The 24,233-nt window shown below is 74.3% G+C and carries 17 protein-coding genes and 1 tRNA gene; 7 read left to right on the forward strand and 11 right to left on the reverse strand.

Annotation, left to right across the window (positions count from 1 at the left end; all coding sequences use genetic code 11):
* Nucleotides 1-2: 2 nt before the first annotated feature.
* Nucleotides 3-1,856 carry a prolyl oligopeptidase family serine peptidase gene (locus tag QSK00_RS12490; RefSeq protein ID WP_285591028.1) on the reverse strand — a complete coding sequence of 618 codons (1,854 nt, stop codon included), beginning with the start codon at nucleotides 1,854-1,856 and terminating at the stop codon, nucleotides 3-5.
* A gap of 134 nt (nucleotides 1,857-1,990) precedes the next feature.
* Here QSK00_RS12490 and QSK00_RS12495 point away from each other — a divergent pair, with 134 nt between their 5' ends.
* Nucleotides 1,991-7,582 carry an ATP-binding protein gene (locus tag QSK00_RS12495; RefSeq protein WP_285591030.1) on the forward strand — a complete coding sequence of 1,864 codons (5,592 nt, stop codon included), beginning with the start codon at nucleotides 1,991-1,993 and terminating at the stop codon, nucleotides 7,580-7,582.
* On the opposite strand, the gene QSK00_RS12500 is transcribed toward QSK00_RS12495, so the two are convergent.
* Nucleotides 7,563-8,354 carry an alpha/beta hydrolase gene (locus QSK00_RS12500; RefSeq protein WP_285591032.1) on the reverse strand — a complete coding sequence of 264 codons (792 nt, stop codon included), beginning with the start codon at nucleotides 8,352-8,354 and terminating at the stop codon, nucleotides 7,563-7,565. The two genes, QSK00_RS12495 and QSK00_RS12500, sit on opposite strands and share 20 nt — an antisense overlap.
* A 42-nt stretch (nucleotides 8,355-8,396) precedes the next feature.
* On the opposite strand from QSK00_RS12500, the gene QSK00_RS12505 reads away from it, so the two are divergent.
* Nucleotides 8,397-8,879 carry a winged helix-turn-helix transcriptional regulator gene (locus QSK00_RS12505; RefSeq protein WP_285591034.1) on the forward strand — a complete coding sequence of 161 codons (483 nt, stop codon included), beginning with the start codon at nucleotides 8,397-8,399 and terminating at the stop codon, nucleotides 8,877-8,879.
* A gap of 101 nt (nucleotides 8,880-8,980) precedes the next feature.
* Nucleotides 8,981-9,718: an enoyl-CoA hydratase gene (locus QSK00_RS12510; RefSeq protein WP_285591036.1), complete on the forward strand. Its 738-nt coding sequence runs from the start codon at nucleotides 8,981-8,983 to the stop codon at nucleotides 9,716-9,718.
* A 57-nt stretch (nucleotides 9,719-9,775) separates the two neighbouring features.
* On the opposite strand, the gene QSK00_RS12515 is transcribed toward QSK00_RS12510, so the two are convergent.
* Nucleotides 9,776-11,224, reverse strand: coding sequence for an HAD-IB family hydrolase (locus QSK00_RS12515; protein ID WP_285591037.1), 1,449 nt, complete (start codon nucleotides 11,222-11,224; stop codon nucleotides 9,776-9,778).
* A gap of 1 nt (nucleotide 11,225) precedes the next feature.
* Nucleotides 11,226-13,682, reverse strand: a complete 2,457-nt coding sequence (locus QSK00_RS12520; protein ID WP_285591039.1) for a glycerol-3-phosphate 1-O-acyltransferase — start codon at nucleotides 13,680-13,682, stop codon at nucleotides 11,226-11,228.
* A gap of 163 nt (nucleotides 13,683-13,845) precedes the next feature.
* Between QSK00_RS12520 and QSK00_RS12525 the strand changes: the two genes are divergently transcribed.
* Nucleotides 13,846-14,862 carry an alcohol dehydrogenase gene (locus QSK00_RS12525; protein WP_285591041.1) on the forward strand — a complete coding sequence of 339 codons (1,017 nt, stop codon included), beginning with the start codon at nucleotides 13,846-13,848 and terminating at the stop codon, nucleotides 14,860-14,862.
* Here the strand turns inward: QSK00_RS12525 and QSK00_RS12530 are convergent.
* From QSK00_RS12530 to QSK00_RS12550, 5 genes are all read right to left on the reverse strand, one after another.
* On the reverse strand, nucleotides 14,859-15,908 hold the full coding sequence (locus QSK00_RS12530; RefSeq protein WP_285591043.1) for a glycoside hydrolase family 18 protein: 1,050 nt from the start codon (nucleotides 15,906-15,908) through the stop codon (nucleotides 14,859-14,861). The two genes, QSK00_RS12525 and QSK00_RS12530, sit on opposite strands and share 4 nt — an antisense overlap.
* Nucleotides 15,905-16,735, reverse strand: coding sequence for a hypothetical protein (locus QSK00_RS12535; protein ID WP_285591045.1), 831 nt, complete (start codon nucleotides 16,733-16,735; stop codon nucleotides 15,905-15,907). The genes QSK00_RS12530 and QSK00_RS12535 overlap by 4 nt, the downstream gene beginning before the upstream one ends.
* A 194-nt stretch (nucleotides 16,736-16,929) precedes the next feature.
* Nucleotides 16,930-17,003 (reverse strand) — tRNA-Pro (locus QSK00_RS12540).
* Between the two features lie 23 nt (nucleotides 17,004-17,026).
* Nucleotides 17,027-18,016, reverse strand: a complete 990-nt coding sequence (locus tag QSK00_RS12545; RefSeq protein WP_285591046.1) for a metallophosphoesterase — start codon at nucleotides 18,014-18,016, stop codon at nucleotides 17,027-17,029.
* Nucleotides 18,017-18,141: 125 nt separating this feature from the next.
* Complete coding sequence (locus QSK00_RS12550) at nucleotides 18,142-20,544, reverse strand: penicillin-binding protein (protein ID WP_285591047.1); 2,403 nt, start codon at nucleotides 20,542-20,544, stop codon at nucleotides 18,142-18,144.
* A gap of 206 nt (nucleotides 20,545-20,750) precedes the next feature.
* Between QSK00_RS12550 and QSK00_RS12555 the strand changes: the two genes are divergently transcribed.
* Nucleotides 20,751-21,098, forward strand: coding sequence for a WhiB family transcriptional regulator (locus QSK00_RS12555; RefSeq protein ID WP_285591048.1), 348 nt, complete (start codon nucleotides 20,751-20,753; stop codon nucleotides 21,096-21,098).
* Nucleotides 21,099-21,193: 95 nt separating this feature from the next.
* Here QSK00_RS12555 and bagB read toward each other — a convergent pair whose 3' ends face one another.
* A complete protein-coding gene (bagB, locus tag QSK00_RS12560) occupies nucleotides 21,194-22,354 on the reverse strand; it encodes an ATPase BagB (RefSeq protein WP_285591052.1) in 1,161 nt (386 codons plus the stop codon).
* Nucleotides 22,344-23,396, reverse strand: a complete 1,053-nt coding sequence (gene bagA, locus QSK00_RS12565) for an ATPase BagA (RefSeq protein ID WP_285591053.1) — start codon at nucleotides 23,394-23,396, stop codon at nucleotides 22,344-22,346. The genes bagB and bagA overlap by 11 nt, the downstream gene beginning before the upstream one ends.
* A 169-nt stretch (nucleotides 23,397-23,565) precedes the next feature.
* On the opposite strand from bagA, the gene sp36 reads away from it, so the two are divergent.
* Complete coding sequence (sp36, locus tag QSK00_RS12570; RefSeq protein ID WP_179796080.1) at nucleotides 23,566-23,727, forward strand: Sp36 family protein; 162 nt, start codon at nucleotides 23,566-23,568, stop codon at nucleotides 23,725-23,727.
* Nucleotides 23,724-24,182 carry a RidA family protein gene (locus QSK00_RS12575; protein ID WP_285591055.1) on the forward strand — a complete coding sequence of 153 codons (459 nt, stop codon included), beginning with the start codon at nucleotides 23,724-23,726 and terminating at the stop codon, nucleotides 24,180-24,182. The genes sp36 and QSK00_RS12575 overlap by 4 nt, the downstream gene beginning before the upstream one ends.
* Nucleotides 24,183-24,233 lie beyond the last annotated feature (51 nt).

The following is a 24,233-nucleotide window of genomic DNA, read 5'->3' on the forward strand; positions in this document are numbered from 1 at the left end:
ATCTACCCCTGGACGGGGACCGACATGCCGAGCGCCCGGCGGACGAAGGCGATCTCCGCCGCCGTGTGGTTCAGCGTCTCGGACACCACGAGCGACCCGTGCCCGGCGTCGTAGCGGACCATGGCGTAGGGCGTGCCGCGCTCGGCCAGGGCGTCGAGGTAGTTGTCGATCTGCCGGATCGGGCAGCGCGGGTCGTTCTCGCCCGCGAGCACGAGCACCGGGGCGGTCACCGCGTCGACGTAGGTCAGCGGCGACGCCGTGCGGTACCGCTCCGGCACGTCGGTGGGCGACCCGCCGAACAGCGACCGGTCGAACGCCCGCAGCGGCTCCATCTCGTCCTCGTACGCCGCGACGTAGTCGGCCACCGGGACGCCCGCGGCGCCGACCGCCCACCGCTCCGGCTGCACGCCCAGCCCGAGCAGCGTCAGGTAGCCGCCCCAGGACCAGCCCTCGAGCACGCACGCCGCGGGGTCGGCGAGGCCGGACTCCACCGCCCACGCCTGCACGGCCGCGATGTCCTCGAGCTCGGTGGTCCCCGGTCGCCCCTCGATGGCGTCCCGCCACGCCGAGCCGTAGCCCGAGGAGCCGCGGTAGTTGACGTGGACGACGGCGAAGCCCGCGTCCAGCCACACCGCGCGCACCGCGGAGTAGCGGTCCTCGTCGGCGGCCTGCGGCCCGCCGTGGATCATGAACAGCGTGGGCACCGGGCCGCTGCTGCCGGCCGGGCGCGAGTACAGCGCGTGCACGTCCCCGCCGGGACCCGGCACCCACGCGTCCTCGAGCACCACCGACGGCGCGGGCCGCTCGCCCGGCGGCGTCAGCAGCACCTCGTCGGTGCCGTCCGGTCGCAGCACCCGGACGCTCGAGGGCTGTTCCGCCGACGACCAGCCGTACTCCACCGAGCCGTCCGGGCGCACGTCCGCGCCGCCGACCGATCCCCGCGCCGTGGGCAGGTCGGCGAGGGCGCCGGTCTCCAGGTCGTAGCGGTGCAGCGTCGTCCGGCCCGCGCGGGTGTGGGCGACGATCAGCGCGGACGCGTCGGGGTAGAAGCCCGCCGAGACGTCGCCGGGCAGGTCGATGTCGAGCTCGGTCTCGGTGCCCGCGACGGGGTCCCAGATCAGCAGCTCGTCCCGGCCACGCCGCTCGTGCTGGACCAGCAGCCGCGGGTCGCCCGCGACGGGCGCGAACTCCACCGGCTCCAGGCCCAGGCCCTCGCCGTCGTACAGGTCGGCCACCGCCGAGCCGTCCGCGACGCGCAGCACCCGGATCGCGGGGTGGCGGGAGTCGCCGTGCTCGGAGTGCGAGATCGCGAGCAGCGTCTCGTCCCGCGAGAGCGCGCCGATCCCGGCGTCCTCGGTGTGGGAGTAGATCGTGCGCAGGTCGGCGTCCCCGACCCGGACCGCGAGCGTCGACCCGTCGTCGGTCGACCAGCCGATCGCCGTCGTCGTGGTCCCGAGGTCGAGCCCCGCGGGGTAGCCGCGCTCCGCGCCCTCGACCGCGGGGACCGCCTTCGCGACGTCGGGTGCGAACGGCTCGCGCACCCAGGTGCCGAACTCGTCGCCGTCGGTGTCGTCGAACCACCAGATCCAGTCGCCGTCGGTCGACACGGTGGCGCCCCGCGTGCCGTTCGGCCGGTCGGTGACCCGCCGGTGGGAGTCGGTGGCACGGTCCCAGGCGTAGACCTCCCAGGTGCCGCTGGCGTTGGAGGAGTAGACGCTGCGCCCCGGGGCGTCGCGGGCCCAGTCCGGCACCGAGATGCGGGCCGCCGTGAAGCGGCCGCGCCAGCGCGCCTCGGCCTCCGGGTCGGCGAACAGGGCCTCGGGGACGTCCACGGCGGGATCGCGTCGGGTCTCCACGCCCCGATCATGCCCCTCCTCCGGGACGGGGCGGGCACACCGGACCCGGGGTAGCGCGTACCGCCGGGTCCGTGTGCGCAGTTCCGCAGCCGACGGACTGGCGAGTACGCCCCGGAGACGGCAAGTTTCACGCCATGGCGTCCGACGAAGGCACCACGCCGCCCCTCGCTGTCTCGGGGAGGGTCGACCCCTCGGCGTCCGACGACCGCCTCGCACCGCGGGCCGTGCGGCGGCTCGCGATCGTCAACCGCGGTGAGGCGGCGGTCCGGCTCATCCACGCGGTCCGCGACATCAACGCCGAGCGCCGCGGCACCGACGAGGAACCGATCCGCACGATCGCCCTGGCCACGGACGCGGAGCCGGCGGCGATGTTCGTCCGCGAGGCCGACGAGGTGTATCCCCTCGGCGCCGCGGCCGACCGGCCCTACCTCGACCACGACCGGCTGGCCGACGCCCTGCGCGCGACGGAGGCCGACGCGGTGTGGGTCGGGTGGGGCTTCGTCGCCGAGGACCCCGGGTTCGCCCAGCGGTGCGCCCAGGACGGCGTCACCTTCATCGGCCCGAGCGCCGACGCGATGCGCCGGCTCGGGGACAAGATCGGCGCGAAGCTGCTCGCGGAGGAGTCGGGCGTGCCCGTCGCGCCGTGGAGCGGCGGGGCGGTCGACTCGCTCGACGCGGCGCTGGAGGCGGCGGACGCGATCGGCTACCCGCTGATGCTCAAGGCCGCGGCGGGCGGAGGCGGCCGGGGCATCCGGACGATCCGCGGTGCGGACGAGCTGCGCGCCGCGTTCCAGAACACGCGCGACGAGGCCCGCCGGGCCTTCGGCAGCGACGTCGTCTTCCTCGAGCGGCTGGTCACGGGTGCCCGGCACGTCGAGGTGCAGGTCATCGCCGACTCCCACGGCACCGCCTGGGCCCTCGGCGTGCGCGACTGCTCGGTGCAGCGTCGTAACCAGAAGATCATCGAGGAGTCCGCCTCGCCGCTGCTGACCGGCGAGCAGACCGACGAGCTGAAGGTCTCGGCGGAGCGGCTCGCGCAGCGCGTCGGCTACTGCGGCGCGGGCACCGTCGAGTTCCTCTACCACCCGGGCGACAAGACGTTCTCCTTCCTCGAGGTGAACACCCGGCTGCAGGTCGAGCACCCGATCACCGAGGTCACCACGGGCACCGACCTCGTCCGGCTGCAGATCCACGTCGCGAGCGGCGGGCGGCTCACCGGCCCCAAGCCGTCCGAGGTGGGGCACGCCGTCGAGGCGCGGCTCAACGCCGAGGACCCGGACCGCGACTTCACCCCGTCCCCGGGCCGCATCGAGCTGCTGGAGCTGCCCAGCGGGCCGGGCATCCGGGTCGACACCGGCGTCAGCCGCGGCGACGTCATCCCGCCGGACTTCGACTCGATGATCGCGAAGATCATCGCCTCCGGCCGCACCCGCGACGAGGCGCTCGCCCGGTTGCGGCGGGCCGTCACCGAGACCGCGGTGGTGGTCGAGGGCGGCGTGACGAACAAGAGCTTCGTGCTCGACCTGCTCGACCGCCCCGAGGTGATCGACGGGTCGGCCGACACGGGGTGGATCGACCGGGTCCGCGCCGAGGGCGGCCTCGTCGAGGACCGGCACTCCGGGATCGCGCTGGTCAGCGCCGCGATCGAGGCCTACGAGAGCGAGGAGCTCGTCGACGTCGCGCGGCTGCTCGAGACGGCGCGCGGCGGCCGTCCGCAGGTCGGTCACCGGTCCGCCCGCCCGTTCGACCTGACCCTGCGCGGCCGCAGCCACCGTCTCGAGGTGTCGCGGATCGCCGCCCGGCGGTTCCGGGTGATCGTCGTCGGCGAGGGCGTCCCCGACCGCGTCGTGCACGTGACCGTGCACCTGCTCGACGACCACCACCGCCGGGTGGTGGTCGGCGGCCACGGGCACCGCGTGCTCTCGGCGACCCACGGGCCGGTGCACTTCGTCGAGGTCGACGGGATCGCCCACCGCGTCAGCCGCGACGAGGGCGGCGTCGTGCGGTCCCCCGCGCCGGCCCTCGTCGTCGCGACCCCGGTGGCGGTCGGCGACGAGGTCGCGGCCGGCGCCCCGGTGCTCGTGCTCGAGTCGATGAAGATGGAGACCCAGCTCCACGCGCCCTTCGCCGGGGTGGTGCGCGAGCTGCACGTCTCGACGGGCAGCCAGGTGGAGACCGGGACGCCGCTGGCCCGCCTCGAGCCGCTCGAGGACCCCGACGAGGCCGCCGCGCAGCCCGACCCGGGCGCCGCCGAGCTCGACCTGCCCGACGCGGGCGACGACGCCGGCAGCGCCCTCGACGACCTGGTCGCGGTGCTCCTCGGCTACGACGTCGGGTCGGGCTCGGACGACGAGGAGGGCGGCTGGGGGACCGAGGCCGCCCTCGCCCGCTACCTGGCCGACCGCGACGCGCGGGCCGCCGCCGGACAGGACGTCCGCGACGCGGAGATCGACCTGCTCGCGATCTTCGCGGACTTCGCCGAGCTCTCGCGCAACCGTCCGGCCGACGAGGAGGCCCGCGCGGAGATGCGGGTGCACAGCCCGCGCGAGTACTTCCACACCTACCTGCAGAGCCTCGACGTCGAGCGCGGGGCGCTGCCCGAGATGTTCACGGCCAAGCTGCGCAGCGTGCTGGCGCACTACGGCATCGACGACCTCGCCCGCACCCCCGAGCTCGAGCGCGTGGTCTTCCGGGTCTTCCTCGCCCAGGGCCGCTCCGCCCCCGACCTCGCGATCGTCTCCGCGATCCTGCAGCGCTGGCTGGTCGAGCCCGCGATCGACGACGACCGCGCCGTCGGCGTCCGCGAGCTGCTCGACCGGCTGGTCCGTGCCATGCAGCGCCGCTTCCCCGCGGTCGGCGACCTCGCCCGCAGCGTGCGCTACCGCTGGTTCGACGAGCCCGCGGTCGCCCGCGAGCGGGCCGCGGCCCTCGAGGGGGTCGCCGCCGAGCTCGCCTACCTCGACGAGCACCCCGACGCCCCCGACCGCGCGGAGCGGATCGAGGCGCTCGCCGCCACCCCGGAGCGGGTCGTCGGGTTGCTGGCCGACCGGCTCCTGGCCGGCGTCCCGGTGCGGGAGCCGCTGCTCGACGTCCTCACCCGCCGGCACTACCGCGGCTACGAGCTGGACGACCTGCGCACCCCCACCGTGGCCGACCGGCCGGGCATCGAGGCGGACTACGTGCTCGACGCCCGCCCGACGCGGCTGGTGTCGACGGTGGGGACGGTCGACGAGCTGACGCCCGACGGCGCCCTCGCCACGGCCCTGGCCGAGCGCGTCGCGGCGCACGGCCCCGGCCAGGCGGCCGTCGTCGACCTCTACCTCGCCTGGCCCGACGCGCCGGACGACCCCGAGGCCTGCTGCGCGGCCCTGCGCGAGCGGCTGGGCGCGACGGCGTTCGCGCACGAGGTCCGGCGGGTCGCCGTCGCGGTCTGCACCCCCGGACGCCCGGTCGGCTACTTCACGATGCGACCGTCCGAGGACGGCGGCCTCGTCGAGGACGACCTGGTCCGCGGGGTGCACCCGATGGTCGGGCGCCGACTCGACCTGTGGCGGCTGCGGGACTTCGACATCACCCGCGTCGACGCCCCCGACGACGTGCTGCTCTACCACGCGATCGCGAAGGACAACCCCGCCGACCAGCGCCTCGTCGCGCTCACCCAGGTGCGCGAGCTCGCCGTCGTGCGGGACGGCGACGGCCGGGTCTCCTCGCTGCCGCAGGTCGAGCGGGCGATCGCCGACTGTGTCGAGGGCATCCGCCGCGCGCGGGCGGCCCGGTCCTCGCGGTCGGTGCCGCTGGACATGAACCACGTCTGGATCCACATCTGGCCGCCGATCGAGGCCGAGCTGGAGCAGGTGACGGCGGTCCGCGCGAGCATCGCGCCGATCACGTCGGGGGCCGGGATCGACGAGGTCCTCGCGTCCGGCCGGATCGCGACGCCCGAGGGCGTGTATCCGATCACCGGCCGCTTCTACGCCCAGCCCGGGGCCGGGGTGCAGTACTCGGTGGGCCCGCCCCCCACCGAGCGGCTCGCCCCGATGGACGACTACGGCCAGAAGGTGATGCGCGCCCGCCGTCGCGGCACGGTCCACCCCTACGAGGTGCTCACCGTCGTGGCGGGCGAGAACGGCTCGTACGTCGAGCACGACCTCGACGACACCGGTCGGCTCGTGCCCGTCCACCGCGCCCCGGGCGGCAACAGCGCGGGCATCGTCGCCGCCGTCGTCACCACCCCGACCGACGCCTATCCCGAGGGCGTCACGCGGGTGGTCCTCGCCGGCGACCCGACGAAGGCCCTGGGCGCGGTCTCCGAGCCGGAGTGCTCGCGGATCATCGCCGCGCTCGACCTCGCCGAGACGATGCGCGTGCCCGTGGAGTGGTACGCGCTGTCGGCCGGCGCGCGGATCGCGATGGCGTCGGGCACCGAGAACATGGACTGGGTGGCGCGGGCGCTCAAGCGCATCATCGAGTTCACCCAGTCCGGCGGTGAGATCGACATCGTGGTCGCGGGCATCAACGTCGGCGCCCAGCCGTACTGGAACGCCGAGGCCACGATGCTCATGCACACCAAGGGCATCCTGGTGATGACGCCGGAGTCGGCGATGGTGCTCACCGGCAAGCAGTCCCTCGACTTCTCCGGCGGGGTGTCGGCCGAGGACAACTTCGGCATCGGCGGTTACGACCGCGTCATGGGCCCGAACGGGCAGGCCCAGTACTGGGCACCCGACCTCGGCAGCGCCCGCGACATCGTGCTGGCCCACCACGAGCACACCTACGTGGTCCCCGGGGAGGCCGGGCCGCGGCGCCTGCCGACCACCGACCCGGTCGACCGCGACATCACCACGGCACCGCACGACTCGCCGGACTCGACCTTCACCACGATCGGCGAGATCTTCTCGTCGGCCACGAACCCGGACCGCAAGAAGGCGTTCGACATCCGCACCGTGATGCGGGCGCTGGCCGACGCCGACCACCCGACGCTCGAGCGCTGGGCGGGCATGGCCGACGCGGACACGGCGGTGGTCTTCGACGCCCACCTCGGTGGCCATCCGGTCTGCCTGCTGGGCATCGAGTCGCGCGCCGTGCCCCGCCGCGGCTTCCCGCCGACCGACGGCCCGGACACCTACACGGCGGGCACGCTGTTCCCGAAGTCCTCGAAGAAGGCCGCCCGGGCCATCAACGCCGCCAGCGGGAACCGGCCCGTCGTCGTCCTCGCCAACCTCTCCGGCTTCGACGGCTCCCCGGACTCGATGCGCAACATCCAGCTGGAGTACGGCGCCGAGATCGGCCGCGCGGTGGTCAACTTCGACGGCCCGATCGTGTTCTGCGTGATCTCGCGGTACCACGGCGGGGCGTTCGTGGTCTTCTCGAAGGCGCTGAACCCGCGGATGACGGTGCTGGCCGTGGAGGGCTCGTTCGCCTCGGTCATCGGGGGTGCCCCGGCGGCGGCGGTGGTCTTCGCCGCGGAGGTCGACAAGCGCACCGAGGCCGACCCGCGGGTCGCCGAGCTCTCCGAGGCGGCCCGCTCGGCCGACGAGGTCGAGCGGGTCCCGATCGCCGCGCGGCTGCGCGAGGTCCGCACCGCGGTGCGCGCCGAGAAGCTCGGCGAGGTCGCCGCTGAGTTCGACCGGGTACACAGCATCCACCGCGCGGTCGAGGTCGGGTCGGTGGACGCGGTCATCTCCGCGAGCGAGATGCGCCCGCGGATCATCGCCACGCTCGGCTGAGGACCGTCCCGACGACAGGTCCCCAGTCCCGCTCCGGCGGGAGCTGGTGGCCCATGCCCTCGACGACGACGAGCTCCGCGCCCGGAACCGCATCGGCGAGGGCGCGGCCGTGGGGGAGCGGGAAGACCGGGTCGGCGCTGCCGTGCACCACGGTGACCGGCAGGCCCGCGAGGGCGGCGAGGTCGGCGGGCCCGGCCGCGTCCCCGGCGACCAGGAAGTGGTTGGTCGCGCACGCCAGGTCGTGCGTGCGGGCGACGACCCGTTCCGCGATGGCCCGGACCCGCGCCTCCTCGAACCGGCCGGGACCGGCGCACGGGCGCTCGGCCTCGACGATCGACTCCACCGGGTCGTGGAGCTCCGGGCCGGGCGCGAGCGACGGGTCGGGCCCCGGGATACCGGTGACGCGCGGGTCGATCGGAGTGGTCGCGATCAGCGTCAGGCCGGTGACGCGGTCGGGGTGGTGCAGGGCGAGCTCCTGCGCGATCCCGCCGCCCATCGACAGCCCGACCAGGTGGGCCGCCCCGATCCCCAGGTGGTCGAGCACCGCGAGCGCGTCCGCCGTGAGGTCGGCCCCGGTGTACCCGGGCGCGCCGGGCGGCCAGTGCTCGGCCTCGCCGGTGTCGCGGTGGTCGTAGCGCAGCACCCGGGCGCCGGCCGCGACGAGCGGACCCGTGGCGATCTCGTCCCACCAGTCGCGCGACCAGGTCGCGCCCCCGATCAGCAGCACGGGCCAGCCGTCGTCGGGACCCAGGGACTCAACCGGTGGCAACATGCAACCAGTTCTAGCGGCAGGCGGTGGTAAAGTGCAAGCACTATGGAGACGCGATCCGGCTGCCCCATCAACCAGGCGGTGGAGGCCTTCGGCGACCGGTGGAGCCTGCTCGTGCTCCGCGACATCACGTTCGGCGGGCGACGGCACTTCCGGGAGCTGCTCGCGGGCTCGCAGGAGGGGATCGCGTCGAACATCCTCGCCGACCGGCTGAAGCGGCTGGTCGAGGGCGGGCTGCTCACGCGGGACGACCCGGGGCGCGGCCGCCGGGCCACGTACAGCCTCACCGAGGCCGCGATCCAGCTGGTGCCGGTGTACGCGGCACTCGGCTCGTGGGGCCTGCGGCACCGGGAGACGTCCGAGCCGCTGCGGGTCCGCGCCGAACTGCTCGAGGCGGGCGGCCCGGTGCTGTGGGCGGAGTTCATGGCCGAGCTGCGGACGGTCCACCTCGGCGCCCCGCCCCCGGACGGTCCGTCGGCGACGGAGAAGCTGGCGGCGGCCTACGCGGCGGTCGTGTCCGGTTCCTGACGCCGGGCGTCCCCCGTGGTGGCAGGAAAGCGTCGTTGCTGTCGTCGGGTGACAGCAACGACGCTTTCCTGTCACGGGTCGGGGGCTGACACGATGGCCCCGTGATCGAGACGCACGTCCACGACGCCGTGACCGAGCTGCGGATCGTCCGCCCGGAGCGGCGCAACGCCCTGGACACGGGTCACTGCCGTGACCTGCACGCCGCGCTGGACGAGGCCGTCGCGGGCGGCACCCGGGCGGTTGTGCTGACCGGCGAGGGCACCGCGTTCTGCTCCGGGGCCGACCTCCACACCGTGGGCGACGCCGGGTTCCTCGACGCGCTCTACGCGATGCTGCAGCGGCTGGTCGAGGTCGAGGTGCCGGTGATCGCGGCGGTGCAGGGACCGGCGATCGGGGCGGGCACGCAGCTCGCGATCGCGGCCGACCTGCGGGTGTGCTCCGAGCAGGCGGTCTTCGGGCTCCCGACGGCGGCCCTCGGGCTCGCCGTCGACCCGTGGACCGTCCGCCGGCTCGCCCTGCTGGCCGGCGGGGGCCCGGCGCGCCGGATGCTGCTGACCTGCGAGCGCCTCGACGTCACGGCGGCCGCCGGCCTCGTCGACCGCACCGCCGAGGACCCGCGTGCGGCCGCCCTGGCCTGGGCGGCCGAGGTCGCCGCGCTGGCGCCGCTCACGCTCGCGTACAACAAGCTCGCCGTGAACCGGCTGCTCGAGGACCCGGCCGACGCCGCCACCCTCGACGCCGTCGCCGCCGGGTTCAGCGCCTGCTGGGCCAGTGAGGACCTCGCCGAGGGGCGACGGGCCCGCGAGGAGAAGCGGGCGCCGCGGTTCGTCGGCCGGTGAACGGGGCGCCCTGCTGACACCCGACGTCAGCCGTGTGCCACCGCTGACGTACGGGGCTCACTCCTCGCCGGGCCAGTTCGCCAGGGTGTCCAGGTACTGCTGACGCACGCCCTCGACCTTCTCGTCGAGGTCCGAGGGGTCCCACGACGACACGTCGATCGGGGGCAGGACCGCCACCTGCACCGTGCCCGGGTGGATGAGCATGGCGTTGCGGCTCATGAGCTCGCCGGTGTTGCGGAACACCAGCGGGACCACCGGCACCCCTGCTTGCATCGCCAGGTGGAAGGCGCCCTTCTTGAAGGTGCCCGGGCTCGGCGTCGCCGACCGCGTGCCCTCGGGCGCGATGACCACCGAGACGCCCGAGCGGAGACGCTCGACGGCGGGTTCGAGGGCCTTGCGGGCCTGGGCGTTGTCGGCCCGGTCGATGAACGCCGTCTCCAGCAGCCGCATGAGCGGGCCGAAGAGCGGGTTGTTCGCCAGCTCCATCTTCGCCACCGGCGCGAAGTTGCCGCGCAGCAGGCCGCCGAGCACGAGCACGTCGAGCTGGCTCTGGTGGTTGAAGAGGAAGACCGCGGGCTGGTTCTCCCAGATGTGGTGCCCGCCGACGACGTCGAGGGTGACGCCCGAGGCGAGCAGCGACAGGTCGCCGCCGAGCCCGATGCCCAGGTTGAGCCCCGCCCGGCGCGACCCGCCGAGCAGCCCCAGCCCGAGGCCCGTCACGAACCCGCCCATCATCCCGGCGTAGGTGCCGACGGTGCGGGCGACCTCGACCGGGCCCGCCCAGGGCCGGCCGGGGAAGTCGATCGTCGGCCAGCCGCGCTCGGCGGCGGCCCGGCGCAGCCCGGCCGACGGGTTGACCGCGGTCGGGCGCCCGACGGTCGCGAGGAAGGGCACGTCCTCGTTGCCGTTGGAGTAGGCGAAGCTCTGGTCGAGATCGACCTGGTGGGCGGCGGCGAACTCCTTCACGGCGGCGGCCTTGCCCTCGCCGTAGGGGCTGCGACCGTCGGGCCGACCGGTGATCCGGCCGTCCTCGCCGACCTCCAGGGCCGTGTAGATGGTGTGGTCGACGCCGAGGGCGTCCGCGGCCGGCCCGACCTGGAAGCGGGTCGCCGACGACGCCAGCACCACGGTGTGCCCGCGCTCGAGGTGGGCGCGCACCAGGCGCCACGCCTCGGGGTACACCGACGGCCCGATCTCGTCGCGGAACAGCTGGCGCCCCAGCTTCTCCAGCTCCTCGGGCGTGCGGCCGGCCCAGCTGCGCAGGGTGATCCCGAGGAACTTCGTGAAGTCCTCCTCGGTCTCCAGGGACTGGCTGCCGGCCGCCGCGAGGGTGCGGACGGTCGTCGGCACGTCGATGTCGAGGTGGGTGACGTGGTGACGCATGAACGCGACCACCGAGTAGCCCGCGATGACGGTGCCATCGAAGTCGAAGAACGCGCCGACGGTCGGGCCCTCGGGGGCGTCGCGGACGTCGGCGAGCAGGGACTCGGGGCTGGGTCTCGACACGCTAGGGCCTGACACCGGTGCTCTCCTGTCGGTTGCGGGCATCGGTCTCGTCGATGCGGACGACCCGGCCGACCACGGCGCGGATCTCGTCGGCGAACTCCTGACGGCGGGTCGCGAGGCGCGCGAGAACCTCGGGGGCCGGCCCGTCGGGCAGCGTCACGAGTCCCCGGTTCCCCGCCAGGCGCAACGCCGAAGCGAACAGCTCGCGCGACAACGCCTCCGGGCCGTGCAGCCGGCCCTGCAGGAGCAGCTGGCGGCCGACCGCGAGGCAGTCGTCGAAGAGCTCGTCGTCGACGACGGGGGTGGCCACGTCCCACGCTGCGAGGCGCTGCGCGAGCAGCCACTGCGCGTCGACGAAGGAGCGCAGCACCCGGTGCGCGCAGAGGAACTTGCTCGCGAGCAGGATCTCCTTCGTCCGCGCGACGGGGCGGCCGACCTCGGTCCAGTCCGGGTCGATGAGCGTCAGTTCGTCGGCCAGCTCGGCGCGGAAGGTCTCCTTGTCGGGGAAGAAGAACTCGTACTTGAGCAGGTCGCGCAGGGCGAGCGCGTGCGTGAAGCCCGCGGCCAGCGCCTCCCGGCCGTCATCGGCGTCGTCGACCTCGAGCACGGCGAGCTCGACGATCGCCCGGTTGACGAAGTGGTGGATCGCCGAGTTGCGGTAGAAGGCGGCGACGATGTGGTGGCCGGGCTCGATCGTGAACACCGGCTCGGTGCCCTCGGTGTAGGCGGTGACCACCTTCTCCTGGCGCAGCGCGAGCAGCGCCTCGGCGACGCCGCCGTTCGTGCGGAGCGACTCGATCCCGGTGTGCGGCAGCTTGCGGGCCTCGACGTAGTCGAGCACCGGCTCGACCACGCGACGCACCTGGGAGAGCGTCAGGGCCCGGTCGCGGACCCCGAGCAGCGCCAGCGCGGCCAGGGCGATCGGCGTGACGGGCGTGACGCGGTTGATCCGGACGAAGACCTCGAACGCGGTCTTCTGCAGCGCGAGGCGGCGGGCGGGGGAGTCCCCCGAGTCGGCGTCGAGCTCGTCGGGGTGGCGCTCCAGCGCCGGGTCGCCCGAGGCCGACAGCGCCTGGCGCAGCGAGAGCGGCTCGCCGAAGGCCACGTGCAACGACCCGACGCGTCGGCGCTGCGCCCGGGCGTAGCCCATCAGCCAGCGCAGCCCCTCGGGCGTCTTCGTGCCGCCCGACTGCTCGACGGCCATCTGGTGCACTTCCTGGAGCTGGTCGTGCGTGATGGACACGGGCACCAGGAACACGTCCGAGGCCCGGCGGGTCTCCACGGCGTGCGCGACGTCGGAGAGCAGGCCGTACTTCGGCGGGCGCAGCTTGCCCGTGCGGGTGCGGCCGCCCTCCATGTACCACTCGAGGTTGAACCGTTTCGCCGCGAGCCACGAGAAGTACTCGCGGACCATCGCCTTGTAGACCGAGTCCTTGCCGAAGCTGCGGCGGATGAAGATGATCCCGCTGCGCCGGGCCAGCGACTCCAGGCCCCAGATCCGCAGGTTGTTCCCGCCCAGCACGTGGTTGCGCGGGAAGTCGTTCTCGCGCAGCACCTCGGCCAGGACGAACGGGTCGGTGTAGGAGCGGTGCGAGGGCAGGAAGACCAGGGCGTGCTCGGCGTTGAGCGCGCGCAGCGGCTCGAGCCCGCTGGTGTCGGCGTGGACCTCCCACGCGCGCTCGTGCATCGGGCGCAGCACGCCGGAGAACATGTCGACCGCGGTCGGGTCCATCGCCGCGACGAGTCCCTGCAGGTGCTGCTCGGCCTCGGCGGCGACCTGCGCCTCCGGCTCACCGGTCTCGGCGGCCAGGCGCCGGACCTCGCGGGCGAAGTGGGCGCCGCCGACGATCTGATCGGCGACCTCCCGCGGCACCTTCGACCGGTTGCCCAGCACGCTGCGCTCGGCCCGGTCGAGGGCCAGGTTCGCCTGCTGGGTGACGAAGCGGACGAAGTCCTCGGTCTCGGTGGACATCCGCTCGCGACGGTGCCGCACCAGCAGCTCGCGCACGGTCGCGGGCCGGCCGACCACCACGCGGTGCCGCGGCCGGTCGGCGCGCTCCTGCTGGGCGCGGGCGGCGCGGGCCCGGTCGCGCAGCTTGGAACGGCGGGTCACGGCGTCGAGGACGCGCAGCAGCGGCTTGGAGGGCACGGCCTCGCTGCCCGGCTCCCACACCAGGCGCACCGGGACGAGCAGCGGGTTGTCGCCGCGGGTGAGGCGCGCCGCGAGGTCACCGCCCTCGGCGGGGACGGTCTCCACGGAGCGGCCGTTGTCGGGCCGGTTCGCGGTCAGCCAGCGGTCGATCAGCCGGCGCTCGAGCACGCTCGGGGCGTCGACGAGGACGACGAGGTGGCGGTCCCCCGAGTCGGGCAGGCCCCCGGATCCCGGACGTGACACGCCCGCCGGACCCGACGCGTCGTCGGGAACGGGGTACGCGGCGGAGACGGGACCAGCTCCCACGGTGTGCACCTCCCGCGCCGAACCCGCGGCGGCCAGGAGACGGCGGCGGCGCGGGTGGGACCACCCTACCCGGACGGCGGGTGCGGGCTGATCGTCACGCGTCGTCCGACGGATGCAGGGGTACGCATCCATCGACCGAGGACCCGGTACGAGGAGAGACGACGTGCGAGCAGTGCAGGTGCCCCAGGCCGGCGGCGACTTCGAGCTGGTGGAGCGCGATCTGCCCGAACCCGGCGAGGGGGAGGTGCGGGTGACGGTGCAGGCCTGCGGGGTCTGCCACTCGGACATGTTCGCCAAGGAGGGGGCGATGGGCGACGCGACGCCGTTCCCGATCATCCCCGGCCACGAGATCGTCGGGCTCGTCGACGCCCTGGGCGAGAACGTGCGCGGCGACTGGAAGCCCGGTGACCGCGTGGGCGTCGGCTGGTTCGGCGGCGCCTGCTACCACTGCGAGTCCTGTCGGCGCGGTGACTTCATCACGTGCGCCAACGGCCGCATCCCCGGCGTGACCTTCGACGGTGGGTACGCCGACGCCGTCGTCGTGCCGGCCGACGCGCTGGCCCGCGTGCCCGAGGAGCTCTCGAGCGAGGAGGCCGCCCCGCTGCTGTGCGCCGGCGTCACGACCTACCACGCCCTGCGCTCCAGCGTCGTGCGGCCGGGCGACCGCGTCGCCGTGATGGGCATCGGCGGCCTCGGCCACCTCGCCATCCAGTTCGCCGCCCGCATGGGCTGCGAGGTCGTCGCGATCTCGCGGGGGACGGCCAAGGCCGACCTCGCGAAGCAGCTCGGGGCGCACCAGCACGTCGACTCCGAGGCGACCGACCCGGGCGAGGCGCTCGCCGCGATGGGCGGCGCCACCGTGATCGTCGCGACCGCCACCGACGGCGGCGCCATCTCCTCGCTGGTGCCGGGCCTCGCGCCCCGCGGCCAGCTGATCGTCGTCGGCGCCGCCGAGACGCCGCTGACGATCGAGGCGATGTCGCTGATCGGCCCGGCGACGCAGGTCGCGGGGCACCCGTCGGGGACGTCGAAGGACTCCGAGGACACGCTGAACTTCTCCCGCATCACCGGCGTGCGGCCGATGATCGAGACGATGCCGCTCGAGCGTGCCGCCGAGGCCTACGAGAAGATGATGGCGAACGACGCCCGGTTCCGGATGGTCCTGACGACGGGGAACTAGAAGCGCTGCAGGACGCGGGTGAAGGCCCAGGGCTCCTGGGCGATCCCGCTGCAGTCGTCGGCCTCGGTCGCGGTGCCCGGACAGCCCCCGTCGTCCCGCATCAGCGACCAGGCGCCGACGTAGCCGTACCCGCGGGCGCGGGCGCCCTCGACCAGCTCGCCCGCGTCCGCGAGCGTGGTCGTCGCCGCGGTGTCGTTGCGACCGATCATCATCGTGACCCCCACCCGGCCGGCGACGTCGGCGGGATCGCTGCCCGGCCAGAGCCGCTGCAGCGCGGCGAGGGAGAGGTCGGCGGCGTCGAGCATCGACTCGGCCCAGCCGCCACGCTGCTCGAAGTTCATCACCATGAGGTTCACGCGGGCGGCGACGCCGCGGGCGCTGACCGTCTCGACGAGGTCGCGGGCGTCGTCGGTCATCCCGGCGTCGGCACTCTCGACCTGGACCGTCAGGGTGATCCGGGCCCCGCGCTCGTCCTGCAGGAGCTTCAGCGCGTCGGCGACCCGGGCGGTCGACACCGCGCGGCCCTTGTCGGTCTCGATGTCGACGTCGAGGTGGTCGGTCCCGACGGCGTCGAGGGCCTCGCCGTAGGCGCGCGCCAGGGACGCGGCGTCCGGACAGCGGGTCTCGAGGTAGTCCCCGACCGCGCCGCCGGAGGACACCGTGACGGTGCCGCCGCGGCTCGTCAGCCCGGCGATCGACCGCTGGAACGCCGGATCGGTCATCGGGGTGGTGCCGCCCCAGGTCGGGGCACAGCCGCCGCCCGCGAGGACGAACCCGAGGACGACGTCGCGCTGGCCCGACGCGTCCGCCACGGCGCCCAGGTCGGGCAGCGGCGGGGTGGTCAGGTCGACGTAGGGCGCGGCGCGCACGGTCGGCAGCGGTCCGTCCGGGGCGCGCGGCCCGGGGCGGCTCGGGGCCGTCGACGTCGGCCCTGCGGCGGTGGGCGAGCTCTGGGCGGTCCGCACCGGGGAGGGCAGGATCGCGAGGACGACGAGCAGCACCGTCAGCAGGGCGCCCGCGAGGGCCGCGCGCAGGGCGACGATCACGTGTTCTTCAGCGCGGGCGACTTCTCGACGACCGCGGGCTCCTTCTGCTCCGGCTGCTGCTCCTTCGGGACCTCGACGGGCGGCTCGGCCTGCTTCGTCGGGGCGGGTACCGCGGGCGCCACGGGCGCGGCCGGCGGGGGTACGACGGGGGCCGTGACGACCTTCCTCGGCGTCGTCGTCCGCGGCACGACCTTCTTCGCCGTGCTCGGGCGCTTCGTCGTCGGCGCGGTGGCCTTCGTCGTGACGTCGGCCGGGGTCGCGACGATCGGGCTCGGGACGACGGCGGGCACGGCGGGAGCGGGTGCGAGGGAGGCGCCGCTCGCGACCGGGGCGGGGCCGCCGCCGACCGGCCCGGTGGCGCCGGCGAGCGCGCCGGTCACGACGACGCCCACGTAGCCGGCGGCGAGGGTGGCCGCGGCGACCGCGAGGCCCTTGAAGCGGCGGGCGCGCCGGCCGCTGCCGTCGACGAAGACGGGTCCGGCCTTCGCCCGGTCACCGGGCGAGTTGGGGATCAGCGTCGTGGTGGCGCGGGCCTCGATGTCGTCGGAGGAACTCCGCTGCGCGGTGGCGCCCCGCAGGTCCGCGGGGTCGCTGCGCCGCGCGGGCCCGGCGACGACCGCGGTGACCGGCTCGGGGGCGTGGCGGCGCTCCGGGACCCCGGGAACGGTGCTCGGCCGGGCCGTGAGGGCGGTGCGCGGGGCCGGGACCGCGGTGGTCCGGGCGGTCACGGTGCGCGGTGACGGATGGCCGCCGAACGACATCCGATCGGTGGAATCGAGCACCGTGTAGCGGCGTGCGGTGCCGTCCGTCGCGCGGTGATTCGTCATGGTTCGTCCCTGCCGTCCCCGATCGGTGATCGACGCCTGTGCGGGCGTCACCCGTACGAGGTATCGGGGAGAAGGATGGCACCGTTACCAGCCGGTGACCAACCCGTGGTCGGATCCTTGTGATCAGGGCGATACGAGCCGGAAACGAGAACGACCCCGGCTCTCCTGGGAGAACCGGGGCCGGACCTGGTGTGTCGGGGTGGCGGGATTCGAACCCACGACCTCCTCGTCCCGAACGAGGCGCGCTACCAAGCTGCGCCACACCCCGAGCGAATCGCTCTGTCCAGAAGCCTACCTGGTGGGTCCGACGGGCCGGGACGGGGGCCGGGTGTCACCGCCCACGCCGACGGTGCCGACCGGTGCGGGGTCGGGGCCGCCGCGCGCCGCCACGAGCTCGAGCAGCGTCGCCTCCGGGCGGCAGCAGAACCGGGCGGGCGCCCACGGGGAGGTGCCCAGCCCGGCGGAGACGTGCAGGCGGGTGTGCGCACCCCACCGGGACGGCCCCTTGACCCGGCTGCGGTCGAGGCCGCAGTTGGTCACCAGCGCGCCGTACCCGGGCAGGCAGAGCTGTCCGCCGTGGGTGTGGCCGGCCAGGACCAGGTCGTAGCCGTCGGCGGCGAACCCGTCGAGCACCCGCGGTTCGGGGGAGTGGGTGAGCCCCAGTCGCAGCACGGGGGGTTCGGAGCCGGGCGAGCGCAGCGACGGGGGTTCGGAGCCGGGCGAGCGCAGCGACGGGGGTTCGGAGCCGGGCGAGCGCAGCGACGGGGGTTCGAGCGGCCCGGCGATGCGGTCGTAGTCGTCGCGCCCGAGGTGGGGGTCGTCGACGCCCGCGACCGCGATCGTCTGTCCGGCGACGGTCACGGTGAGCCGGGTGTGCGTCGCGTCCTGCCAGCCGCGCTCGACGAAGGCCGCCCGCAGGTCGCGCCACGGGAGTTCCGGGCCGAGGACACGGTGCCCGGGACGGATCAGGTAGTCGGCGGGGTTCTTCGGTCTGGGCCCGTGGTAGTCGTTGCTGCCGAGGACGAACACGCCGGGCACGTCGAGCAGCCGGCCGAGGGCGCGCAGCACCACCGGCACACCGCGCGGGTGGGAGAGGTTGTCCCCGGTGTCGACGACAAGGTCGGGCTCGAGCTCCGCGAGGCCCGCCACGAAGCGCTCCTCGTGCCGCTGCCCGGGGCGCAGGTGCAGGTCGGAGACGTGCAGGACCCGGACGGGGCGGGCGCCGGGGGCGAGCACCGGGAGCGTCGCATGGCGCAGGACGAACCAGCGACGTTCGATCATCGACGCGTACCCGAGCCCGAGTGCACCGGCGGCCGTGGCACCCAGGGTGACCCGACCCCCTATCGGCGTGCTCGTCCTTGATCGGAAGAGCCCTCCGCGCCGCGCCACCCGGGTCCTCCGTGCCGTCAGTTCCCCGGTGCCGGGCCGATCGCCGGGGCCGCCACGGCACCGGGTGGCGGGGGCGGTGCGGGCACGGTGCCGCTGGCGACCTGCAGCGTGATGGCCTGGTCGGGCAGCGCGGACCCGCGGGGGGACTGCCCGACCACGGTACCGGCGGGGGCGCGGTTCGCGACCGGCGTGCGCACGACCGTGAAGCCGGCGTCGCGCAGCTCCTGCTCGGCCGCGTCGACCTGCTGGCCGGTGACCTCGGGGATCTGCTCGTTGGTGCCGCCCTGCACGTAGCGCGGGTCCGTCGGGGGCAGCGGCTGGACCGGGGTGGGTCCGACGATCGGGTTCATCGCCTTGTACCAGGTCCGGGCCGGGGTCTTGCCACCGAAGATGTTGCCGCTCGAGCAGGCGAAGGGCGGGGAGTCGCCGCCGCCGTCGCACAGCGGCCGCGGCGAGGACGAGTCGTCGAACGTGATCACCGCTCCGGAGATCCCGGGGGTGAAGCCGAGGAAGGCCGCCGACTTGTTCTGCTGCGTGGTCCCGGTCTTGCCGGACATCGGGCGGGTCCAGCCGTTCTCCGCGGCGGCCGCCGCCGAGGTGCCGCCCGGCTGGTCGTCCTTGCTCATCCCGTTCATCAGGGTGTCGGCCAGCGTCGGCGGCACCACCTGCTCGCACGGCTGCTCCGGGACCGGCACCGTCCCGCCGTCGGGACCCGTGACCCCGACGACCGGCGTCGGCGGGCACCACTTCCCGCGGGAGGCGAGCGTGGCGCCGACGTTCGAGAGCTCGAGGACGCTCGTGGGCGTCACGCCGAGGGTGAAGGAGCCCTGGTTCTGCTCCTTCGCGATCTCGGCGATGGACTTGCCGCCGTTGCCCTGCGGCTCGGCCAGCGAGCGCATGCCGAGCTTGACCGCCATGTCGACGACCGGCGCGACGCCGGTGTACTCCATGAGCTTCACGAACCCGGTGTTCGGCGACTGGGCGAGAGCGTCGGTCATCGAGAGCACCGGCGCGTAGTTGCCCGCGTTGCGCACCGGGAACGGGTTGCCCTGGCCGTCGCGGTAGATCGGCGACGCGTAGCCGTCCGGCGGGATCTGCATCTGGTAATCGATGCCGAGGCCCTTGTCGAGGGCCGTCGCGGCGGTGAACACCTTGTACACCGACCCGGCACCGAGGTTCACCGGCTCCCACGGCAGCCCGTAGCTCGTCTCGAGCGCGGCCCCGTCGACGCCGAACACGCGGTTCGAGCCCATCGCGGTGACCTCGTGGCGGTCCTGCCCGGGCGACACGGCGGCCATGACGTCGGCGACGTTGCGCTGCTGGGCGGGGACCTCGTTGCGCAGCGCGGTGGTCATCGCCGTGAGCGCCGCGCGGTCGAGCGTGGTGCGGATGGTGTAGCCACCGCGCTCGAGCTGCTCGGACGAGAGGCCCGCCTGCCCGAGGTAGTCCACGACGTACTTGCAGAAGAAGGCGGCGTCACCGGCCCCGATGCAGCCGTTGGCCGGTGGGGCGGCGCTGCTGACGCCCAGCGGGCTCGCGATCGCCTCCTGCGCCTGCTGCGGGGTGATCATCCCCTGCAGCTGCATCTGGTTGATGACCTCGTTGCGCCGGCCCGTGGCGGCCTGCGGGTGGGCCACCGGGTCGAACTGCGCGGTGGACTGCACCATCCCGGCGAGCATCGCGGCCTGCGGGATCGTCAGCTTGTCCGGCGTCGTGTTGAAGTAGGTCCGCGAGGCGGCGCCGACGCCGTAGGAGTTGTTCCCCAGGAACACGATGTTCAGATAGCGCTGGAGGATCTCGTCCTTGGCCTGGCGCTTCGAGGTGCCCTCCGCGAGCTGGCGCTCGAGCTGCAGGGCGACCCGGACCTCGCGCAGCTTGCGGGCGTAGGTGGCCTCGGTGGCCTTGAGTCGCTCCGAGGCGCTCCGCGCGGTCACGTAGAGCTGGTAGTTCTTGATGTACTGCTGGGTGAGCGTCGAGGCGCCCTGCTGGGTCGAGCCCGCCGACTGGTTGGTCACCAGGGCGCGCAGCGTCCCGGTCCAGTCCACGCCGTCGTGCTCGTAGAACCGGCGGTCCTCGATCGCGACGATCGCGGCCCGCATCGTCGGGGAGATCTGCTCCAGCGGGGTGTTCTGCCGGTTCTGGTCGTACAGGTAGGCGATCGGGGCGCCCTGCCGGTCGGTGACCGTGGTGACGAGCGGGAGCTGCCCGGCCGCCAGGTCCGACGACGTGGCGCTGACCGTGTCGCTCGCGTCGTTGGAGACGAGTCCGACGCCGCCGACCAGCGGGAACACGATGCCCGCGAGGATCAGTCCGGCGACGAGGCACAGCCCCAGCAGTCGCGCGATCGGACGCGCCGCGAGCCCGGGACGACCGCCGCCGCGTCCGCCGTCACCGTTGTCGGTTTCCGTTCCCCCAGTCATCGGTGTCCAGGTTACTGGGCCCGAGGTGTGGTTCGTGCTCCGCGCGGGTGTTCACACGACAGATCCTTTTTCGGCCTTGGTCGGGGGAACCGATCGCTCCTAGAGTGCGTCGGAGCCCATGAGAGGGCGTGCGCACGGCCGGCGGGGCCGGGCGCGCCGGTGATCGGGGGTCACCGGAGCCGTGGGTCACACGAGGGCGGGATGACGTGGACGACGAGGCGGGCACGAGGAACTGGCGGCGCGAGGCACGCTGCCGCCACGAGGACCCGGACACCCTGTTCGTGCAGGGTGCGCAGCAGCGTGACGTGCGCGAGGTGTGCCGGGCGTGCCCCGTGCGCACCGAGTGCCTGGCGCACGCCCTGGACAACCGGATCAAGTTCGGCGTCTGGGGCGGGATGACCGAGCGGGAGCGCCGCGCGCTGCTCAAGCGCCGGCCCGACGTCGTGTCGTGGTCGGCGCTGCTCGAGGCCGCCCGACGCGCGGCCCTGCGCCCGCAGCAGCCGGCGCCGCAGCGGGCCCCGGCCGCGGAGACGCCGGCCCGTCACGTGGGCTGAGCTGGTCGCGGCCCCGGTCGCGAGGGTGACGTCAGGCAGCGTCCGCGCGTCCGGGACCTGCCGGGTGTGCACCTCGCAACCGGCCCGACCCGCCGTCAGGAACTCAGCAGCTCCCCGATGGCGCGCAGCCCGTCCAGGTCGTGCACGTCCGTCGCCATGGCCGGCACGTCCACGATCGGCACGGCCGGGTGGGCGCGGGTGAAGCGCGCGAGGACGCGGCGCTCGCGCTCGGCGGTCTCGACCCGGTCGGCGTGCAGGCGGAGCACGGCGGCGGTCGTCGCGTCGCCGCGCGCGGCCTCGAGTGACTCGGCGCCCTCGCGGGCCCGCGCGCCGGACAGCGTCGCGTGCACCGGATGGGTCCGGTTCAGCACCATCCCGGCCAAGGGCATGCGCTCGGTGCCCAGCCGCTCGACGAAGTACGACGCCTCGCGCAGCGCGTCCGGCTCGGGCGCCGCCACCACGAGGAACGCGGTCCCCGGGGCGCGGAGCAGCTGGTAGGTCGCGTTCGCCCGCTCCTGGAACCCGCCGAAGAGCGTGTCGAAGGCCTGCACGAAGGCGGACGCGTCGGCGAGCATCTGACCGCCGAGGATCGTCGAGACCGCCTTGGCGAACAGGTTGAACGTCGAGCCGACGAGCTTGCGCAGGGCGCTGCCGCCGGCCCGCGCGGGCGCCGAGAGCAGCCGGATCATCCGCCCGTCCAGGAACGACGACAGACGCTGCGGCGCGTCCAGGAAGTCCAGCGCGGACCGGGACGGCGGGGTGTCGACGACGATGAGATCCCACCGGCCGGTCGCCGCCAGCTGCCCCAGCTTCTCCATCGCCATGTACTCCTGCGTCCCGGAGAACGACGAGGAGATGGTCTGGTAGAAGGGGTTGTCGAAGATCGCCTGCGCCCGGTCGGGCGTGGTGTGGCCGAGGACCATCTCGTCGAAGGTCCGGCGCATGTCCAGCATCATCGCCTGCAGCTCGCCGCCCGCGCCGGGGTCGACCCCGGGGACGACCCGCGGCTCGTTGTCGAGCTCCTCGAGGCCCATCGACTGCGCCAGCCGCTTGGCCGGGTCGATCGTGAGCACCACGACTCGGCGTCCGCGGGCGGCCGCGCGCAGGGCGAGGGCGGCGGCCGTCGTGGTCTTGCCGACGCCGCCGGAGCCGCAGCACACGACGACCCGGGTGGCGCGGTCGTCGATCAGCGCGTCGAGGTCCAGGTGCTGGGGACGGCGACCACGTCCTCCGTCGGGGACGGGCTCAGCGGTCATGACGTACCCCCTGCTCGCGCAGCAGTTCCGCGAGCTCGTAGAGCCCGCCCAGGTCGACCCCGTCGGCGAGTTCGGGGAGCTCGATCTGCGGCATCCCCGCCGCGTCGAGCCGTGACCGGACGCCGGACTCGACCGCGAGCCGCTCGGTGTGCTCGGAGACCTCGCTGAGCAGGCCGCCCACCTCGTCGTCCTTGAGGAAGAGCCCGGCGGCCTCGAGCCCGGCGCGCAGGTCGCCCTCGTCGACCCGGTCGGAGACCGGCAGCCGGGCGGGGCGCACGCGGTTCACCATGATCGCGCCCGGCGGCAGGTTGGCCTCGGCGAGCTCGTCGACGGTGTCCAGGGTCTCCTGCACGGGCAGGTCCTCGAGCTGGCTGACCACGTGCACCACCGTCTGCGGCGAGTGCAGCAGCGCCACGACGCCCTCGCTCTGCGTGCGGATCGGGCCGGTGCGGGCGAGGGTGCCCATCGCCTTCGTGACGTCGAGGAACTTCACCACGCGGCCGGTGGGCGGCGCGTCGAGGACGACGGCGTCGTAGAGCGGCTGGCGGGACCCGCGGCCCCGTCGGTCCTCGCCGACCGTGCGCCCGACGCACTCCTTGACCTTGCCGGTGAGCAGCACGTCGCGCAGGCCCGGTGCGAGCGTCGTCGCGAACTCGACGGCTCCCATGCGGCGCAGGGTCCGGCCGGCGAGCCCGAGGTTGTAGAACATCTCGAGGTACTCGAGCAGGGCCTCCTCGGCGTCCACCGCGAGGCCGCGGACCTCGCCCCCGTCGGGAGCGACCGCGATGCGCTGCTCGGCGTAGGGCAGCGGCGGGGTGTCGAAGAGCTGCGCGATGCCCTGCCGGCCCTCGACCTCCACGAGCAGCGTGCGGCCGCCGCCGGCCGCCAGGGCCAGCGCCAGGGCGGCGGCGAGCGTGGACTTGCCCGTGCCGCCCTTCCCGGTCACCACGTGCAGGCGTGCCCCGGCGAGGGCGTCCGGCCACCGCTCGACGCCGGCCTCGTCGAAGAGACCGACACCCCCGGACTGCCGCTGGTTGCTCACGGCGACCAGCGTAGGACCGTGTCCCTCGGGACGCGGGCCCCGGCCGGAGGGGCTGGGTCACACCGCCCGTCACGGACGGTGCGTGCGGTGTGGTCGCCGGGGTGAGGGCGTGTCGTCCGGATCGGGGCGCGGCCGGGAGTGTCGGGGTGGACATCTACCCTCGGCGTCCATGAGTGCCCAGACGTGGGAGTACGCCACCGTCCCCCTGCTGACCCACGCCACCAAGCAGATCCTCGACCAGTGGGGGTCGGACGGCTGGGAGCTCGTCACCGTGCTCCCGGGTCCCACGGGTGAGCAGCACGTGGCCTACCTCAAGCGGCCGCTGTCGTGACGAGCCCGACCGCGCGGCTCGCGGAGCTCGGCGTCGAGCTGCCGCCGGTGGCTCCGCCGAAGGGCGTCTACGTGCCCGCCAAGCGGGTCGGGACCCAGGTCTGGACGTCCGGGCAGCTGCCGCTGGTCGGCGGCGAGCTCCCCGCGACGGGGCTGGTCGGTGCCGAGGTGTCGGTGGACGACGCGGCCGCGTACGCCCGGATCGCCGCGCTCAATGCGCTGGCCGCCATCGACGCGCTGGTCGGGCTGGACGCGGTCGTCTCGGTGGCCAAGATCGTCGGCTTCGTGGCGTCCGCGCCCGGGTTCGGCGGCCAGCCCCAGGTGGTGAACGGCGCGTCCGAGCTGATGGGTCAGGTCTTCGGTCCGGCGGGCGAACACGCCCGCTCGGCGATCGGGGTGGCGGCGCTGCCGCTGGGCGCCCCCGTGGAGGTTGAGGTCGTCGTCGACCTCGCGTGAGCTGATGGTGACGAGTGCCGTGGACCCACCGCGGCGGTAGGGAGTACGGAC

It is taken from the genome of Actinomycetospora sp. NBRC 106378 (genome assembly GCF_030269685.1).
Taxonomy (GTDB): domain Bacteria; phylum Actinomycetota; class Actinomycetes; order Mycobacteriales; family Pseudonocardiaceae; genus Actinomycetospora.

Coding starts and splice junctions, on each gene's coding strand:
- QSK00_RS12550 (WP_285591047.1), bottom strand. CDS start 20,544: ATGACTGGGGGAACGGAAACCGACAACGGTGACGGCGGACGCGGCGGC.
- QSK00_RS12535 (WP_285591045.1), bottom strand. CDS start 16,735: ATGACGAATCACCGCGCGACGGACGGCACCGCACGCCGCTACACGGTG.
- QSK00_RS12505 (WP_285591034.1), top strand. CDS start 8,397: ATGGAGACGCGATCCGGCTGCCCCATCAACCAGGCGGTGGAGGCCTTC.
- QSK00_RS12495 (WP_285591030.1), top strand. CDS start 1,991: ATGGCGTCCGACGAAGGCACCACGCCGCCCCTCGCTGTCTCGGGGAGG.
- sp36 (WP_179796080.1), top strand. CDS start 23,566: ATGAGTGCCCAGACGTGGGAGTACGCCACCGTCCCCCTGCTGACCCAC.
- bagB (WP_285591052.1), bottom strand. CDS start 22,354: ATGACCGCTGAGCCCGTCCCCGACGGAGGACGTGGTCGCCGTCCCCAG.
- QSK00_RS12500 (WP_285591032.1), bottom strand. CDS start 8,354: ATGTTGCCACCGGTTGAGTCCCTGGGTCCCGACGACGGCTGGCCCGTG.
- QSK00_RS12545 (WP_285591046.1), bottom strand. CDS start 18,016: ATGATCGAACGTCGCTGGTTCGTCCTGCGCCATGCGACGCTCCCGGTG.